Origin of the sequence: Nocardia sp. NPDC127606 (genome assembly GCF_042671725.1) — a bacterium.
Lineage (GTDB): Bacteria > Actinomycetota > Actinomycetes > Mycobacteriales > Mycobacteriaceae > Nocardia.
The window spans coordinates 181548-198681 of sequence record NZ_JBHXWQ010000011.1; the positions used below are offsets into that span (position 1 = coordinate 181548).

A 17134-nucleotide genomic window follows, 5' to 3' on the forward strand; every position below is an offset into this window, starting at 1 on the left:
GCGCACGACAGTCAGCCGAGGTGGCCGGACTACAGCGAGCCGATCCAGTTGCGCAGCAGCTGCGCGCCCGCGTCGCCGGACTTCTCCGGGTGGAACTGGGTGGCCGAGAGCGGTCCGTTCTCGACGGCGGCCAGGAAGGGGACGCCGTGTTCGGCCCAGGTGAGCTTCGGGGGTGCGATGTGCTCGTTGTCGGGAAGTTCCCACTGCTGGGCCGCGTAGGAGTGGACGAAGTAGAAGCGGGTGTCGGCGTCCATGCCGGCGAACAGGGTGCTGTCGGCGGGTGCTTTGACCGTGTTCCAGCCCATGTGCGGAAGGACGGGAGCGTCCAGTCCCGCGACGGTGCCCGGCCATTCGCCGCAGCCTTCGGTCTCGACACCGAACTCGACGCCGCGGTCGAACATGATCTGCATGCCGACGCAGATGCCGAGCACGGGACGTCCACCGGCGAGGCGCTGGCCGATCATGCGATCACCGCGCACCGACAGCAGCCCGGCCATACAGGCCGCGTACGCGCCGACGCCCGGGACGACGAGGCCGTCGGCGGCCAAGGCGGCGGTGGGGTCGGCCGTGACTTCCACCTGTGCACCGGCACGTACCAGCGCGCGTTCGGCGGAGTGCAGATTGCCGGAGCCGTAGTCCAGCAGCACAACGGATTTCACAGCACACCCTTCGTCGACGGCACGCCGCTGACCCGGGGGTCGATTTCCACGGCGGCACGCAGAGCCCGTGCGACAGCCTTGAATTCGGCCTCGGTGATGTGGTGCTGGTCGCGGCCGTAGAGCACCCGCACGTGCAGCGCGATGCGGGCGTTCTGCGCGATCGACTCGAAGACGTGCTTGTTGAGCACCGTCGAGTACGAAGCGCCGGGGCCCGCGCTCGGGATGATGGTGTGCACGAGGTGTTCCGGCTCGCCGGTGAACACGCAGTACGGCCGGCCGGACACGTCGACGGCGGCGTGCGCGAGGGTTTCGTCCATCGGGATGAACGCGTCGCCGAAGCGGCGGATCCCCTTCTTGTCGCCCAGCGCCTGCCCGAGCGCCTGCCCGAGCACGATCGCGGTGTCCTCGACCGTGTGGTGCGCTTCGATCTCGATGTCGCCCTCGGCCCGCACGACCAGGTCGAACCCGGCGTGCGCGCCGAGCGCGGTCAGCATGTGGTCGTAGAACGGCACCCCGGTGGAGATCTCGGTCTGCCCGGTGCCGTCGAGGTTCAGCTCCACCAGAATCGAGGACTCTTTGGTGACGCGTTCCACCCGCGCTGTTCTGCTCATGATGTGTTCCTCCACAGGTGGATTCAGTGAGTAAGGTCGGTGCCCGCGATTTCGCGGCTCACGCGCAGGAATTCGTCGTTCTCGGCGGCGAGGCCGATGGTGGCGCGCAGGTACCCGGGAATGCCGACATCGCGGATCAGCACGCCCGCGTCGAGGTAGTGCTGCCACGCGGCGCCCGCATCGGTGAACCGGCCGAACAGCACGAAGTTGGCGTCGCTGGGAATCACGTCGAATCCGAGCGCGGCCAGTGCGGCGGCGACCCGATCACGCTGGGCCGCCAGTTCCGCGACGCTGCCCAGGGTTTCGTCAGCGTGACGCAATGCCGCGCGCGCGGCGGCCTGGGTGACCACCGACAGGTGATACGGCAAGCGCACCAGCAGAATCGCGTCGATCACCGCCGGCGAGGCGGCCAGGTAGCCCAGGCGCCCACCCGCGAAGGCGAACGCCTTGCTCATGGTGCGGGTGACCACGAGTTTGGTCGGGAACCGGTCGATCAACGTGATCGCGCTGGGTGCCGCGGAGAACTCGCCGTACGCCTCGTCCACCACGACGATGCCGGGCGCGGCCTCGAGGATACGCTCGAGCTCGTCGATCGGGATGCTGTGCCCGGTCGGGTTGTTCGGGCTCGTCACGAACACGACGTCGGGGCGGCGCTCGACGATCTGGGCCACCGCGTAGTCGATGTCGAGCGAGAAGTCACCGCTGCGCTTGGCCTCGACCCACTCGGTGTCGATGCCCTCCGAGATGATCGGGTGCATCGAGTACGAGGGCACGAAACCCAGTGCGCTGCGGCCCGGTCCGCCGAACGCCTGCAACAGCTGCTGCAGGATCTCGTTGGAGCCGTTGGCCGCCCACACATTCGCGGTGTCGACCGCGACGCCGGTCTGACGGGTCAGATACTCGGCCAGGTCGTGGCGCAGCGCGACAGCGTCGCGATCCGGGTACCGGTGCAGATCGGCCGCGGCCGCGCGCACCGACTCGGCGACATCGTCGATCAGCGCCTTGCTGGGCGGGTGCGGGTTCTCGTTGGTATTGAGCTGCACCGGCACCGTCAATTGCGGTGCGCCATAAGGAGACTTGCCCCGCAGGTTGTCGCGCAGCGGTAGCTGGTCCAGGGTCGCCGAGGCGCCGGGCACGGTGGGAGTGCTCACGAGAGTGCCTCGAAACGCGCCTGCACGGCCTGGCCGTGCGCGGGCAGATCCTCCGCGTTGGCCAGGGCGACAACGTGTCCGGCGACATCCTTCAACGCCGCCTCGGTGTACTCCACGATGTGGATGCCACGCAGGAACGTCTGCACGCTCAGTCCCGAGGAGTGCCGCGCGCAACCCGCGGTCGGCAGCACGTGGTTCGAACCCGCGCAGTAGTCGCCCAGGCTGACCGGCGCCCACGGGCCGACGAAGATCGCACCGGCACTGCGCACCCGCGCGGCGACAGCGGCCGCGTCGACGGTCTGGATCTCGAGGTGCTCGGCGGCATAGGCGTCGACCACACGCAGACCCTGCGCGATGTCGTCGACGAGCACGATGCCGGACTGCTTGCCGCTCAACGCTTCCCGCACCCGATCGTGGTGCTTGACCACGGCGAGCTGAGCGTTCAGCGCGGCGTCGACCGCGTCGGCCAGCGCCACCGAATCGGTGACCAGCACACTGGCGGCGAGCACATCGTGCTCGGCCTGGCTGATCAGGTCGGCGGCCACGTGCACCGGATCGGCCGTGGCGTCCGCCAGCACCGCGATCTCGGTCGGGCCCGCCTCGGCATCGATGCCGACCAGCCCACGGCACAGCCGTTTGGCCGCGGTGACGTAGATATTGCCGGGCCCGGTGATCAGGTCGACCGGCTCGAGCGCCCCACCGTCGGTATCGACACCGCCGTAGGACAGCAACGCCACCGCCTGCGCGCCCCCGACCGCCCACACCTCGTCGACGCCGAGCAGCGCGGCGGCCGCCATGATCGTCGGGTGCGGCAGCCCACCGAACTGCGCCTGCGGCGGCGAGGCCACCACCAGCGACTCGACACCGGCGGCCTGCGCGGGCACCACGTTCATCACGACCGACGACGGGTACACGGCATTGCCGCCGGGCACGTACAGCCCGACCCGCTCCACCGGCAGCCACTTCTCGGTGACGGTGCCACCGGGCACGACCTCGGTCACCGTGTCGGTGCGCCGCTGATCGGCGTGCACCTTCCTGGTCCGCTCGATCGCCACCTCGAGCGCGGCGCGCACCGCCGGGTCCAGCTCGGCGAGAGCCTTGGTCAGCTCGCCGACCGGTACCCGCACCACGGCGGGCCGCACGCCGTCGAACTTCTCGCTGTAGTCCAGCGCCGCCTCGGCGCCCCGGTCACGAATGTCCTCGACGACCGGCCGCACATGATGCAGCACCGAGTCCACGTCGACCCCTCCGCGCGGCAGCGCGGTGCGCAGCTCGGCAGCGGAAGGAGTACGACCGCGCAGATCGACGCGGGCGAGCTCGATGCGGGGAGTCATATCGGGGTACGGTCCTGTTCTGTGGTGGGGCTCAGGTCAGGTACCAGCCTAATGGTCGCCCGCCATCGCTTTTCCACCCACATCCCGCCGACGCGACGGACCCGACCGGCGGATCCGTCGCGGACACCAGCTAGCGGGTGTCTCCGTCGATGCGCAGACTGCCGCCGGAGCTCACCACGCGCATGACCATGGCCTTGGTCGAGCCGTCGATGGTGATGCTGGCCAGGCGCATATTCGTGGAGCCGTCGGCGTTGTTGCCGCTGACCGCGGTGATACTGGCGAAGGTGTCGACAGTGCGGGCGTTCCAGTACTCACGGAACGCGGACTCGCTGCCGTAGACCTGCTGTGCGGCGGGGGTCAGCAGCGACCACGAACCGGCCGGGTTGCTGAAGAAGTTCTCGACCAGCAAACCCGCCGACCCGATATCGACGGTGCCGACGTTGCTGGCCTGCCCGAGCGGCGGAACCGCCGCGCTGGGCTTCGGCGCCGCGGAGGACTGCACCGAGGTCTGCGGACCGGCCTGCACCTGCGGCGAATCCGAATCCGAGCTGTTCAACGCACTGAACGCGACGGCGACCGCCGCGACCACCGCACCCACCGCGGACCCGATCAGCACCGCGCGCCCCTTGCCTGCCTGCTTGCGCGGGGCGGGCATGGGATGGGCCTGGGTCTGCGGGTGCGCCGCGGTGTCCTGACGGACCTGCGGACGCGGGTTCGAGCGGATCTGGCGGGTCGTGGCCGTGGACGCGCCCGCATGGGAGGCCCGGCGACCGGACTGCCGGATCACCTGGGTGGTCGCCGCGGAGTTGCGACGATTGAAAGCCTCGCTGGCAGGCACGAATCCGGCGGGGACCGCGTTCTCGTCCTCGGCGAACGCGGCCAGCGCGTCGCGGGCCTCGGTCATCGTCGGACGGTCGAGGGGGTCCGGGCTGAGCAGGTCGAGCAGGAAGTCGGTGGCCGGGCCCGCGTTGTGGGGCTCGCGCACCTGCCCGTTGGCGGCGGCGTAGAGCACCGCGAGCGGGTTGGCGTTGGCGCCGTAGGGCGGTTCGCCTTCCAGCGCGTGGAAAAGCGTTGCGCCGAGGGCGAATACGTCGGCGGCGGGGGTCGGATCGGAACCGCGCGCGACCTCGGGTGCCAGATAGGCGGCGGTACCGCAGATCAGGCCGGTCTCGGTGAGCGTCACGTCGCCGGCCGCGCGGGAGATGCCGAAGTCGGTGATCTTCACCTCACCGTGGTCGCCGAGCAGGATATTGCCCGGTTTCACGTCGCGGTGCACCAAGCCCGCCTGGTGGGCGGCGATCAGGGAGGAAGCCACCTTCTCACCGATGCGGGCGACCTCGAGCAGCGGCAGCGGGCCCTTCTGACCCAGCTCCCCTGCGAGGCTGACCGACTTGAGGTACTCCATCACCAGGCACGGATCACCGTTGTGCTCGGTGATGTCGAATACCACGATGGCATTGGGATGCTGGAAGCGAGCCGCGTTGCGGGCTTCCCGAATCGCGCGCTGGCGCAACACATCCCGCTCGCCCTCGGGCAAGCTGGGTTTGATGTGGATCTGCTTCACTGCCACGGAGCGTTGGAGGCGTTCGTCGACAGCACGCCATACAACGCCTGTGCCGCCGCTACCAATACGCTCGACCAGGCGGTAATGCTCCGCGATCTTCTGACCGGTATCGATGGCGCCTACTCCGAACCTTCTCGAAATTGTGACATCCCGCGTATTGACCATGGGTATGGTCCGCCGCCGAGTGTAGCTGGCTGGGTGATGACCGCGTGCGGCAGCGGGGGGATTGCTCGCCTGCGGGGGGAAAGACGACTCATGGTGTCACACGTAGCATCCGTCCCGCTGCCTCGACCGCCGGTCCGGAGCTTCCGGCGTCCGCGACGAACACCGCGAACGCCCGGTCACCGTCGATGCCGACGAACCAGCCGTGGGCATGGGTGTCGTCGAGGTACTCGGCGGTACCGGTCTTGCCGAGCAAGCCGGGGATGTCACGCAGGGCGGTGGCCGTACCCGCACTAACCGTCTCCCCCATCATGGTCTCTAGCTGCGATGTCACCGTCGCGGGCACCGGCGCCGAAGGCCGATCGGGGGTGCCGGGACGGCCCCGGATGATGCTCGGAGCCGGCGCGGAACCGTGCGCGAGGGAGGCCGCGACGAGCGCCATTCCGAACGGCGAAGCCGTCACCGTGCCCTGTCCGATGCTCGATTCCACCCGTTGCGCCGGACTTTCGGCGGGTGGAACTTTCCCTGTGACAGTCGTCAAGCCGGGTGTCACATAGTCCACCCCGAGACCCAGCTGTTGGGCCGCCGCGGTGAGTCCGTCGGCAGGCAATTTCACTCCCAGCTCGGCCATCGTGGTGTTGCACGAGCGTGCGAACGCGGTGTGCAGGGGCACCATACCCAGGTCGAAGCCGTTGTCGTTGGGAATCGTGCGGCCCTCGATGGTGGCGCGGCCGGGGCACGGCAGCACGGTGTCGGGTGTGACCCCGCCCGCTTGCAGCGCCGCCGAGACCGTGACGGTCTTGAACGTGGAGCCCGGCGGGTAGAGCCCGGTGAGCGCGATCGGGCCCTGCGCGTCGGCGGGCGCGTTCTGGGCCACGGCGAGCACCTCCCCGGTCGAGGGGCGCAGCGCGACGATGGCGGCCGGAGTGGCGATCGGGGTGAGCGCGTCCTCGGCGGCGTGCTGTAGATCGATGTCGAGGGTGCTGGCGATGTCGGCGGTGGGCTTCGCGTCGGGTCCGGCGATGCGCTGGGTGCCTTCGGCGGTCTGCGCGCGGATCGCCCAGCCCGCGGCGGTGTCGGCCTGTTCCTGCCAGATCTCGGCCAATCCCCCGATGGTGGGTCCGGCGAGGGTCTTGTCGACGGTGAGCAACCGGGTCTGTGGCGCGAGCGTCACCCCGCGCACGCCCGTCAGCGCCTGCTGCACCGGCGCGATGTCGGCATCGCGCAGCGCCACGGCGGTGATCGGTTTACCCTGTGCCGCAGGGAGATCCGTCCGCAGCGTGGCCTCGGTGACGCCCTGCGGCGCGAGCAGCGCGGCGACGGCGGGCAGGTCGGCGTCGGGTGCGACGTTGACCAGCGTCACCACCTGCTGGGTCATCAGGTCACCGCCGGAGGCGTCGAGGACGCGCGCCGGTTTCGCCGCGACCGGGCTGTAGCTGAGCGCGCCGAGGTCGAGGCCGGGCGCGACGGTCGTCGGCTGCCAGGCGATCTTCCACTCGTCGTCGCCGGTGGTGGTCCCGGCGCTCGAGTAGGTCCACGCGTTGCGGCCGTCGGGGCCGAATTTCCAGGTGGATTCCAGCGTGAAGGACTTGTCGTCGGTGGACGAGACCCGAACCGTGTCGTTCTTGCCGAGGTTGTCGAACAGCGCGGTCAGGACCGGGAGGGCCTGCTCCGGCGCGTCGGTGAGTGCGGCGGCGGCGGACGCGTCTCCGCTGGTGAGAGCGGCGGCAAAGGACTCGGCGACAGTCTGGGGTTGGTCGGGTCCGGAGGAACAAGCCAGGGGCAGCGCAGCGAGCGCGACGAGCAGGACCGATGCCTTCCGTGGTGTGCGCACGAGTCCGAGACTAGCTCGATCCGTGGTGCCGGTGGGGTTGTCGTTTCTGCTGTGACGAGCCCGGCGGCTACCACCAACCGGTGATCGCCCCGATCTGGCGGCCGAGTTCGGGGGCGAGCGAGCGAGCGTAGCTGGCGGTCAGGTGGTGCTCGTCGCGATAGATGAGCACATTGCCCTCGACCACCCGGCAGCGCTGCGGTCGGCAGACGGCATCGGACAGGTCCAGCGGATGGACGTTCGGGTAGCCGGCCGCCGGTTCCTGGGCGGGATCGTGCGGGTCGAGCACGTCGGCGCGATCGAGCCCGCAGCTGTCGGGGTCGCCACGGTGGGCGAGGCAATCGGTGGCGCGGTAGAGGACACCGTCGCGGCGTAACCGTGGCGTGTCACGCAGGGCGAGCACATTGAGGCCGCGGTCCTGCAACGCCGTCCAGACTTCGAGGTATTCGTTGGGCACCTCGTCGCCCGCGCCGTTCTGGCGGTAGCGGGTGGACAGGGTCAGCACCCAGTTCGGGGGGTCGGCGGCCAGCCGGTCGAGCACCTCGACCGACCATTCGTGACATTCGGGGAAGGGCCACTCGGCGTAGGACGGCTGATCGGCGAGGACGACCGGACAGCCTTCCTTGAGGTAGGAGACCACCCGGAACCCGTGTTCGAGGGCGAGCGGTTCCAGCGCGGGCAGCCAGTGCTCGGAGTGCGACCCACCGACCAGCGCGATCGAGCGGGCGGCGGTGGGGTCGCCGTAGGTACAGACGCGGACTTCCCGGTTGGGGGTGATGCAGCCGTCGGTGGTCGGCGGCGGGGTGTCGGCCTGTCCTTCGAAGACGGTGGGCCGCATGGGTTCCGGTGAGTACTCGGCGCCGGAGAGCAGAGCGGCGGCGCCCGGATAGCGGTGGGTGTCCAGCGCCTGCGGCGGCACCGCCGGGTTGGCCACCAGCACCACCTGCCACCCCAGCGAGGCGATCAATACCGCGACCGCCGTGGCGGTGACCAGGGCGCCGGTCAGCCTGCGGTTCTCGACCTCCTGGCCGCGCGGTGGCATCCGCAGCGGCGTCTCGATCAGACGGGTGGTCGCGTAGGCCAGGACCAGCGAGGCGCCGATCACCACCACACCGTCGGCGACTCCGGCATTCGCCCGCCCGGTCTCGCCGAGGTAGAAGATCAGGATCGGCCAGTGCCACAGGTACAGCGGGTAGGCCAGCGCGCCGAGCTCGGTGCAGAACCGTCCGCCCAGCAGGCGGTTCGGCCACGACCGCGCGGCCACGCCGAATCCGGAGGCGATCACCAGGCAGGCGGCCGCCACCGGCCAGAGCGCCGCGACACCGGGGAACTGATTCGCGCCGTCGAACAGCGGCCCACACGACAGCACCATGGCCAGACCGAGGGCGGCCGCGAGCCCACGCAGCCGGTCCGGTATCCGCAGCCAGGGCGCCGCGACGGCCAGCATCGCACCGGCCAGCAGCTCCCAGCCGCGCGCGACGCTGTCGTAGTAGGTCCAGGCCTGGTGCTGCGCGGTGCCCGATGCCGCGTACCAGAACGACAGCGACGCCAGCCCGGCCAGCACAGTCAGCAAGGTGAGCCGCCCGGCCGAACCGCGCCTGCGTAACCAGGCCCACCCCGCCAATAATACGAAGATCGCCAGGTAGAACTGCCCCTGCACCGACATCGACCACAGGTGCTGGAGCGGGCTCACCGACGGATCGGGCGAGAGATAGTCGAGTTCGGCGGTGGCCAGATACCAGTTCTGGCCGTAGAACATCGACGCCAGCGTCTGCGCGGCGGCTTCGCCCAGCTGGGTATACGGCCGCAACACCACCGTGGCGAGCAGAATCGCCGCTGACACCACCACCAACGACGGCATCAGTCTGCGCGCGGTGCGTCGCGCGGTCTCCACGGTGGACACCCCGCCGCGCCGCTCCACCCCGCGCACCACGGCGCCGGTGAAGAAGAACCCCGACAGCACCAGAAAGACATCGACGCCGCCGGATACGCGGCCCGCCCACACATGGAACGCCACCACGAGCGCGATCGCTACCCCGCGCAGCCCGTCCAGATCCCGGCGGCGTTCGACGGTGCCACGGACCGCCGCACCCGGCGATGCGGTCCGAACATTCGGCACCAACGACCCCACAGAATCGGCCCCCACAAAGGAATTGTTTCCCGGCAAGTAACCATCAATTTGCCGTAGCGCCATCCAGGAAGCAAACCGCCGTGCCGTGCGGGGAGGGTGTTATCCGGTTCGCCAGGGCGTGGTCGTCAGGGTGGCGGCGTCGGTTTCGTCGAGGTCGATGTCGAACACCTCCGCCAGTACCTTGGGCAGCTCGGTGGGATCGAGATCACGCGAAGTGGCAGTGCCGTCGGGGTATTCCGAGCTCAGCGTCAAGTCGTCGAGCACGTGGTGGACGTCGGGCAGGAATCGCTGGAGGAACGGTCGCGTGGTGAACGGCGAACGTGGCGAGGTCGACACGAAGTGGTTGCCGACCGCGTAGTCGATGCGGAACTGCGGGTTCTCGGTGAAGGTGTAGCGGTCGATCCAGCCGTCGCGGCTGAACTGGAACAGCACCCACAGATCACCGGCCCGGCGTTCCAGCCGGTAGCGCCAGTCGCCGAGCGCGAATTCGCCTCTGCTGTCGACCAGTTCGAACGGCTCCAGGGGACCGAACCCGAAACCGACATCGCAGATCCAGACACGATCGTCGTCGGGCGTGGTCACGCGCAGCAGGGCATGGGTCGCGGGCCGCAGGGCGCCGGTATCGGCCACACCGTAGGTGACCCGACCGCTGAGCCCCGCGACACCGAACCCGAACCGTTCGAGCGCGGCGGCGAAGATCCCGACATTCTCGTAGCAATAGCCGCCACGACTGCTACGGATCAGTTTGTCCTGCAGGGAATTCAGATCCAGCGGGATACCGCGTCCGAGGATGATCTCCAGATTCTCGAACGGGATGGTGGTCGTGTGGGCGCGCACCAGGGCGCGCAAGATGTCGACCGACGCGGTGCGTGGCCCGTCGTAGCCGATCCTGGACAGATAGGCGTCCAGATCGAGCTCGGCACCGCGCCAGCCGTGATCGTCGGGCACTACGTCGGTCATCGCATCCTCGTTCCGGTCGGTGTCCTCTCGCACAACCTCGGTTCGGCGAACGTTGTTCCCGGGCGGCTCAGGCCGCGCACTTCGCGCCCGGCGGCGCCGCCGGCGCGGTGACCGAGCCGTGCTCGACATCGACGATATAGTCGCTGACCTGGGGCGCGAGCGGTTCGGTCCCCGCGAGCAGCCGCAACACCACGCACCCACCTTCGAACAGCGCGGGGCCGACAGAGTGATCACCGGGCACGATCGCGCCGGTCAGGTCACGCCCGCTGACCACCGTGTAGAAGGAGAACGGTTTGCCCGCCGCGGTCAGCGCCGCGCGCAACTCCACACTGGTCGCGAAGGGCACGATGGCATCAGCGGTGCCGTGGATCAGGAAGGCCCTGCGCATGGTCAGCCGGTCGGCGAGCAGCGCGGGCGAACGCTCGATGTAGGCGAGCGGGCAGATCATCGGCGTGCAGCTGCCCGCGTCGCGTTCGATCTGGCGTGGCAGTGCGGGATCCACCGAGCCGCCGGCCGCCCACATCGTGAAATCGTCGGAGGGGCCGTAGTTGTCGACCCAGTAGTCGAACAGCCCGGGCGGACCGTGTGCCACCGCGAGCCCGCTGGTGATGCCGCCCTGACTCCACCCCCACAGGACGGTGGACGCGATAGCGGGATGCTCGCCGCGATACCACTGTGTGGCCGCCACCAGGTCGTGCCAGCCCGCCCACAGATTCCAGTCGCCGGTGCGCCACGGTCCGTCGGCGCTGCGCAGATCCATGAGCAGAATCGGCGACCCGCCCGTGCGCGCGAGCGCGGACATATACGGGGCGAAATCGGCCGACGACCCTCCGTGCCCGTGCACCGCGACCACCAGCTTCGCGGCCGGGATATCGCCGGGAACACAGCGATACGGCTCGTACACCCGCCCGGTCGCACGCTCGCCGTCCACGGTGATCGCGACCTGTCGCAGGTCGACGCCCGGCGCGCACGGCGGTTGACCGTGCAGGGCGGGTCCGACCGCGGCCGATATGGCGACCAGCAGCGCGCACACCGCCACGACGACCCCGACCCGCTTCATGTCGCGATTGTCCGCCACGGGTGGACGGGGGTCCAGCACATCGTCGCGCGTTCCTCGCCGACATGGCACGGTCCCCGCAGCCCACCGAGTAGGGGTTGCGAGGACCGCCGGAACCCACGTGTCGGCGTGGATCCGTTCGAGGTGACGTCAGCGCAGTGCGACCTCCGACCCGCGATGCAACAGCACCGGCGCCGTCTTGCTCGCAGTGTCGGCGTTGATTCCCTTGGCGGCCGGATTCGCCTGTTCCAGTTGGGGTTTGCGATCCAGCAACGTCTCGGTGAGCACGCAGGCCAGATTCGCGTCGAGGTCGTCGCGCACCACGAGCAGGTTGGGCACCACGATGGTCGGCGCGTCGGCGGGCAGCCCGTAGGTGGCGGCCGGGATCGAGCCCGTCTCGTAGACCGGGTTGATCTCCTTCAGCTTCGGTAGCACGCCGGTGATGTCGAGGAAGCGGACTTTGTCCTTGGCGGTGGTGAACAGGTCGGTGATGCCCGGCGTCGGCAGGCCGCCGGACCAGAACATCGCGTCGATGGAGCCGTCCTTGAGGCCGTCGACGGTCTTGGTCAGGTCGAGGCGCTGAGCGGCGACGTCGCTGTCGGGATCGAGTCCCGCGGCTTGCAGCACGCGCTGGGCGATCACCTCGGTACCCGATTTGGGCGAGCCGGTGGAGACCCGTTTGCCGCGCAAGTCGGCGAGGGAGTTGATGCCGGCGTCGGTGCGCACGATGACCTGGGTGTAGTTGTCGTAGAGCCGGGCCAGTGCGCGGATCGGCTGCGCGCTGGTGAAGCTGCCCGTGCCCGCGACCGCGTCGGCCGCCGAGTCGGCGAGCGAGAAGCCGACCTGGTAGGTGCCGCCGACCACCTGCTGGATGTTCTGCACGGACGCGCCGGTCTCGGCCGCGGTGGCCTTCACGGTCCCGCCGGTGGCGGCGGAGATCTGCTCGGCGTAGGCGTTGCCCAGCGCGAAGTACACGCCGGTCGCGTTGCCGGTGGCGATGCCGATCCTGGTGTCCTGCTTCACCGCACAGGTCACCTCGCCGCCCGCGTCGGCGGTCGGGGTGTCCTGCCGGCCACCGCAGCCGGTGAGTAACGCGGCGGCCGCGACCACGGCGACAATTGTTCTGACCATGAGGTCCCCTTCCGTCGACGGCAAGGCCGCCTGCCGATTCCCGCGGATCACGGTGTGTCCGTGGATGTTCTGTTCGCCCGATCGAGAAGGCCCGCCGCCACGGCGACGACCAGCACCCCGAGCCCGATTCCGGTGGCGACCGGATGCGGGTACAGCAGGATCAGGCCCGCGGCGGCGGCGATGACGCGCGGGATGGGGCCGATCGCGCCGATTCCGAACAGCCACCCGCCGGTCGCCGCCGCCAGCGCCGCGACGCCGACGCAGGCGGCCGCGCTGACCCACAGCACGTCGAGCACCGCACCGCGGCCGAGCAGGTGCTGCCCGGAATCGGTGAGCACGAACATCAGCGGCACCAGGAACGCGGGCAGCGCGTACCGCAGGGCGTGCCACATCGTCGGCATCGCCTTCGCACCGGTCACCGCGGCCGCGCCGACGGCGGCCAGCGCGGTCGGCGGCGTCACCTCCGAGAGCACCGAGAAGTAGAAGACGAACATGGCGGCGGCGGGTGCGGCGACGTGCAGGTCGAGCAGCGCGGGCCCGATGATCACCCAGCCGATGACGAACGACGCCGTCACCGGGACCGCCAGACCGAGCAGCGACAACGCGATCGCCGCCAGCACCGCGGTGGTCGCCAGCACGACGGCGGGATCGTCGGACAGCGCCGAGCCGGCCTTGACCAGCAGCGCGGCCAGTTGCGCACCGAGGCCGGTCTTGGTGGTCATCGCGGTGATCACACCCGCCGCCGCACACACCGCGACCACCGGCAGCGCCGAGCGCATTCCGTACGACAGCGAGCGCAGGGCCTCGATCACGAACTGCCCCACACTCTTCCGTGACCAGCGATACCCCTGCGCTCTCGCCGAGCCGCCCTCGGCCGACTCCGTCTCGCGCTGTCCAGCGGGCGTTTTCGTGAGGTCGATGACCACCGCCGAGGCCCCCTCGGTCGCCGCGGCACTGCGCAGCATCCGGTCCGGGATCGCGAGCAGCAACGCGAGCACCGTCGCGTAGACAACCGCGCGGGTCGCGCTCACGCCTGCCAGCAGGAGCACGACGATCACGATCAGCGACGAGAAGTGATACCCGAAGCGGCCCAGCAGCTTCCACCACGGCGTCGGCAGTGGACCGTCGGCCGGATCCGCGGGCGCTCGTCCGTCGGCGTGGATCCGGCGCGCGTCGATCTCGACCGACAGCAGGATGCCCAGGTAGTACAGCAGCGTCGGGATCAGCGCCCAGCCCAGCACCGTCACATACGACACGTCGAGATATTCGGCGACGATGAATGCCGCGACTCCCAGCGTGGGCGGAGACAGAATCGCACCGACACCCGCCGCCGCGAGCATCCCGCCCGCCTGTTCGGGCCGGTAGCCGGCCTTACGCAGAATCGGCCAGGTCACCGCACCGGTGCTCACCGCGGTCGCGGTCCCCGATCCCGAGACGGTCCCGAGCAGAAATCCCGACGCCACGGCCGTGCGCCCCGCCGCGCTGTGCGAGCGACGGAACAATGAGACCGACAGATCGACGAAGAACCTTGCCGCACCGGAGAATTCGAGCACCGCCCCGTAGAGCGTGAACAACACGATGTAGCTGGCCGCGACGTCGAGGGGCGTGCCGTAGAAGCCGCTGCCGGAGTTGTACAGCGCGTCGACGATCTGATCGACGTCGAGTCCCGCGTGCGCGATCGACCAATCCTGCGGCAGCAGACCGCCGTAATACCCGTACCCGAGGAACACCAGACACACCACCGGCAGGATCACCCCGGTGGTGCGCCTGCACGCCTCGAGCACGAGCACCAGCAGCAACCCGCCCATCACGACATCGAGCGGCGCGAGCATCCCCTGCCGATCGAGAAACGCGTCGTATCCCCCACCCGCGTCACCGATCCGAATCGGCAGCACCGGATACAGACACACCACCAGGGTGATCGCGGCCAGCACCCAGTCGAGCACGGACGGGCCGTCGGCCCGATCGAGTGGACCCCACCACGACCGATAGCTCAGGTACACCAGCGGCAACGCGACAGCCAGAAAGATGACCAGGTAGTACTGACTGCCCTGCGCCAACGGCCGAAACACCTGCCACACCGACAGCAGCGCGAGCCCGAGCGCGACGACACCGACCAGCCGACCGGGGAATCCGGAGAGCACCCGCGCGGGCCGCTCCTCGTCGTCCACCCCCAGCTCAGCCGCAGTGACAACCGGTGGCGCTGCGTTCATGAGCGGACGATAGCAACGAGATTCACGACCGGTGACGAAATCGACAACCGTGCAGTCTGTACAAAATGGACACTACCCGGGCCTCGCTCACCGCCGTGTCGTCCCGCGATCCACTTCCGCACCCCGGCGCAGCGCGAAGGTGGCGCCCGCGAGGGCGGCGGCCGCGACGACGATCGCGAATACCGTGGTGGCCGTGGCCAACCCCGCCGCATCGCCGAGAAAACCGGTCGCCAGCGGCAACACCGCGGCGGGGAGATAACCGCCCACGTTCTGCGCGGCATTGGCCTCGGCCAGCCGATCCGGCGGCACCGTCGACCCGATCGCGGTCAAACCACCGAGCTGTCCGAGCCCCTGTCCCATCCCGGCCAGCACCGCGGCGACGCCGAACACCGGCACCGCCGCCGTCGCGACCGCGCCGATCAGCGCGACCGCACTCCCGGCCGTCGCCACCGAGCTGCCGAGTAGGATCGCGCGAATGCTCTTTCGCCGCACCGCGAATTGGATGCTCGTCGCGGCCAGGAACATCCCGAAGGCCAGCGCACCCGCCACGACCCGATTCGCCGATCCGAGCATGCCGAGAACCGACGGGCCCAGCGACAGAACGAAGGACGTGGCCGTGATGCCGGGGGCGAAGGCGACAATCCCGAGCAGCACCGCTGTCCTGCCCCGCGCCGGGACCGCGGGCAATCGGATCCACGGACCGCGCCCGCCCGCACCGCTCGGCAGATCCATTCGCAGCACCACCACGAAAGCCACTGCCAGTAGCACGATTTCGACCACGAACACTGTCACCGTCGCACCGGGTACGGCCTCCGACAAGACCCCGGCCAGCAGCGGACCCAGTCCGGCACCCAGCACCATGGCCACCGAAGCCGCCAACGCGCCTCTCGCCGACCGCTCCCGGCCCGCGATATCGGTCACCGCCGCCATCCCCGCCGAGACCGCGCAGCCCACCGCGACGCCGGTGAGCAATCGCGCGAGCGCGAGCACGAGCACCGAACCGGCACAGGCGAACAGCACACAGGCCCCCATCGCCACCACGATCGCGGGCAGCAGCACCGGCTTACGCCCCACCCGATCGGAGACCACGCCTGCGACGGTCAGCGCGCCGAGCAATCCCGCGATGTAGCAGGCGAAGACGAGGGTGAGCGTGCCCGAGGAGAATCCCATCTCCCGCTGCCACACGACGTAGAGCGGCGTGGCCGCGTTCGAGAGCACGAACACCGCGAGCACCGGCCACGCCGCCACCCAGATCGCCCCATCGCGCGCCGGTGGCGCCGCTGCCTGGATCGTCATGCCCACTCCTTTGTTCGATTATTCTCGTACTGGTACGACAGAAGTCGAACATACTCAGTACGATAAGATTCGTACAACCCCCGACCTGAAGGTGTCCGATGCAGGCAACGACCGAAGCCGAACGACTCCCCGAGCCCGCCCGCGCCGACCTGCGTCTCGACATCGTCCTCGGCGCGCTCAGCGATCCGCTCCGTCTCGGCATCGTGCGGAAGCTGCTCACCGAATCCCCCGACCTCGACCGCCCCTGCGGCTGGTTCGGCATCGACCGCCCCAAGTCGACCCTCACCCACCACTTCCGCGCCCTCCGCGAAGCAGGCATCACCCGCCAGCACCGCTACGGGCTCGAACGCCGCAGCCAGGTCCGGGTAGCCGACCTCGACGCCCGATTCCCCGGTCTCCTCGACCTCGTCCGCGCCTGGCGCCTCGAATAACCGCGCGACCCAGGCCGAAGCGGCGTGGATAATGTCGTGGTGGCTGTGATGCGACGAATCGTTGTGATGGGGACATCGGGGTCGGGCAAGAGCACGCTGGCCCGGCAGATCTCGCATCAGCTCGACATCCCGCACATCGAACTCGACGCGATCCACCATCAGCCGAACTGGACACCGATGGCCGCGCCCGAATTCCAGGCCGCGGTCGCCGAGCGGATCGCCGGAGATGCCTGGGTGGTCGACGGCAACTACCGAGGCAAACTCGGTGATCTGGTGTGGCGACGCGCCGATACGGTGGCCTGGTTCGATCTGCCCCGGTCGCTGGTCATGCGTCAGATCGTCGGCCGGACGGTGGGCCGGGCGCTGACCGGGCGTGAGCTGTGGAACGGCAATCGGGAGCGCTGGCGCGAGATGGTCTCGCTCGACCCGGCACGATCGGTGATCATGTGGGCCTGGACGACCCATGCGAAGAACCGGGCGAACTACCTTGCGGCACAGAATGATCCGGCATTCCGCAATCTCACCTTCGTCCGGCTGGGCTCCCATCGCGAGGCCGCGGCGTTCCTCGACGGTCTCACCAACGCACCACCGCCGACGTAGCCC

Annotated in this window: 14 protein-coding genes; 2 read left to right on the forward strand and 12 right to left on the reverse strand. The window is 69.4% G+C overall.

Translation table 11 applies throughout. From position 1 onward, the window contains the following. Positions 1-29: 29 nt before the first annotated feature. From hisH to ACFVJ5_RS33255, 12 genes are all read right to left on the reverse strand, one after another. Positions 30-659: an imidazole glycerol phosphate synthase subunit HisH gene (gene hisH, locus ACFVJ5_RS33200; RefSeq protein WP_379226311.1), complete on the reverse strand. Its 630-nt coding sequence runs from the start codon at positions 657-659 to the stop codon at positions 30-32. Further along, complete coding sequence (gene hisB / locus ACFVJ5_RS33205; protein ID WP_056824871.1) at positions 656-1270, reverse strand: imidazoleglycerol-phosphate dehydratase HisB; 615 nt, start codon at positions 1268-1270, stop codon at positions 656-658. Before hisB ends, hisH begins: the two co-directional genes overlap by 4 nt. A 23-nt stretch (positions 1271-1293) precedes the next feature. Then, positions 1294-2421, reverse strand: coding sequence for a histidinol-phosphate transaminase (locus ACFVJ5_RS33210; protein ID WP_379226313.1), 1128 nt, complete (start codon positions 2419-2421; stop codon positions 1294-1296). Next, positions 2418-3755, reverse strand: coding sequence for a histidinol dehydrogenase (gene hisD / locus ACFVJ5_RS33215; RefSeq protein WP_379226315.1), 1338 nt, complete (start codon positions 3753-3755; stop codon positions 2418-2420). The genes ACFVJ5_RS33210 and hisD overlap by 4 nt, the downstream gene beginning before the upstream one ends. Positions 3756-3885: 130 nt before the next feature. After that, positions 3886-5460 (reverse strand): protein kinase, encoded by a 1575-nt coding sequence (locus tag ACFVJ5_RS33220; RefSeq protein ID WP_379226410.1) that lies wholly within the window; start codon positions 5458-5460, stop codon positions 3886-3888. A gap of 112 nt (positions 5461-5572) precedes the next feature. Further along, the gene (locus ACFVJ5_RS33225; protein ID WP_379226317.1) at positions 5573-7315 is read right to left on the reverse strand and encodes a penicillin-binding transpeptidase domain-containing protein; all 1743 of its coding nucleotides are present in this window, start codon (positions 7313-7315) and stop codon (positions 5573-5575) included. 67 nt (positions 7316-7382) lie between these two features. After that, on the reverse strand, positions 7383-9431 hold the full coding sequence (locus ACFVJ5_RS33230; protein ID WP_379226319.1) for an acyltransferase family protein: 2049 nt from the start codon (positions 9429-9431) through the stop codon (positions 7383-7385). Positions 9432-9542: 111 nt separating this feature from the next. Then, positions 9543-10403 carry an arylamine N-acetyltransferase gene (locus tag ACFVJ5_RS33235; RefSeq protein WP_379226321.1) on the reverse strand — a complete coding sequence of 287 codons (861 nt, stop codon included), beginning with the start codon at positions 10401-10403 and terminating at the stop codon, positions 9543-9545. Between the two features lie 67 nt (positions 10404-10470). Beyond that, the gene (locus tag ACFVJ5_RS33240) at positions 10471-11463 is read right to left on the reverse strand and encodes an alpha/beta hydrolase family protein (protein ID WP_379226323.1); all 993 of its coding nucleotides are present in this window, start codon (positions 11461-11463) and stop codon (positions 10471-10473) included. A gap of 147 nt (positions 11464-11610) precedes the next feature. Further along, a complete protein-coding gene (locus ACFVJ5_RS33245; protein WP_379226325.1) occupies positions 11611-12591 on the reverse strand; it encodes a TAXI family TRAP transporter solute-binding subunit in 981 nt (326 codons plus the stop codon). 47 nt (positions 12592-12638) lie between these two features. Continuing rightward, positions 12639-14804 (reverse strand): TRAP transporter permease, encoded by a 2166-nt coding sequence (locus tag ACFVJ5_RS33250; RefSeq protein WP_379226327.1) that lies wholly within the window; start codon positions 14802-14804, stop codon positions 12639-12641. Positions 14805-14891: 87 nt separating this feature from the next. After that, positions 14892-16100, reverse strand: coding sequence for an MFS transporter (locus tag ACFVJ5_RS33255; protein WP_379226329.1), 1209 nt, complete (start codon positions 16098-16100; stop codon positions 14892-14894). Between the two features lie 98 nt (positions 16101-16198). Between ACFVJ5_RS33255 and ACFVJ5_RS33260 the strand changes: the two genes are divergently transcribed. Further along, positions 16199-16531: an ArsR/SmtB family transcription factor gene (locus ACFVJ5_RS33260; RefSeq protein ID WP_379226331.1), complete on the forward strand. Its 333-nt coding sequence runs from the start codon at positions 16199-16201 to the stop codon at positions 16529-16531. 48 nt (positions 16532-16579) lie between these two features. Continuing rightward, on the forward strand, positions 16580-17131 hold the full coding sequence (locus ACFVJ5_RS33265) for a hypothetical protein (RefSeq protein WP_379226333.1): 552 nt from the start codon (positions 16580-16582) through the stop codon (positions 17129-17131). Positions 17132-17134 lie beyond the last annotated feature (3 nt).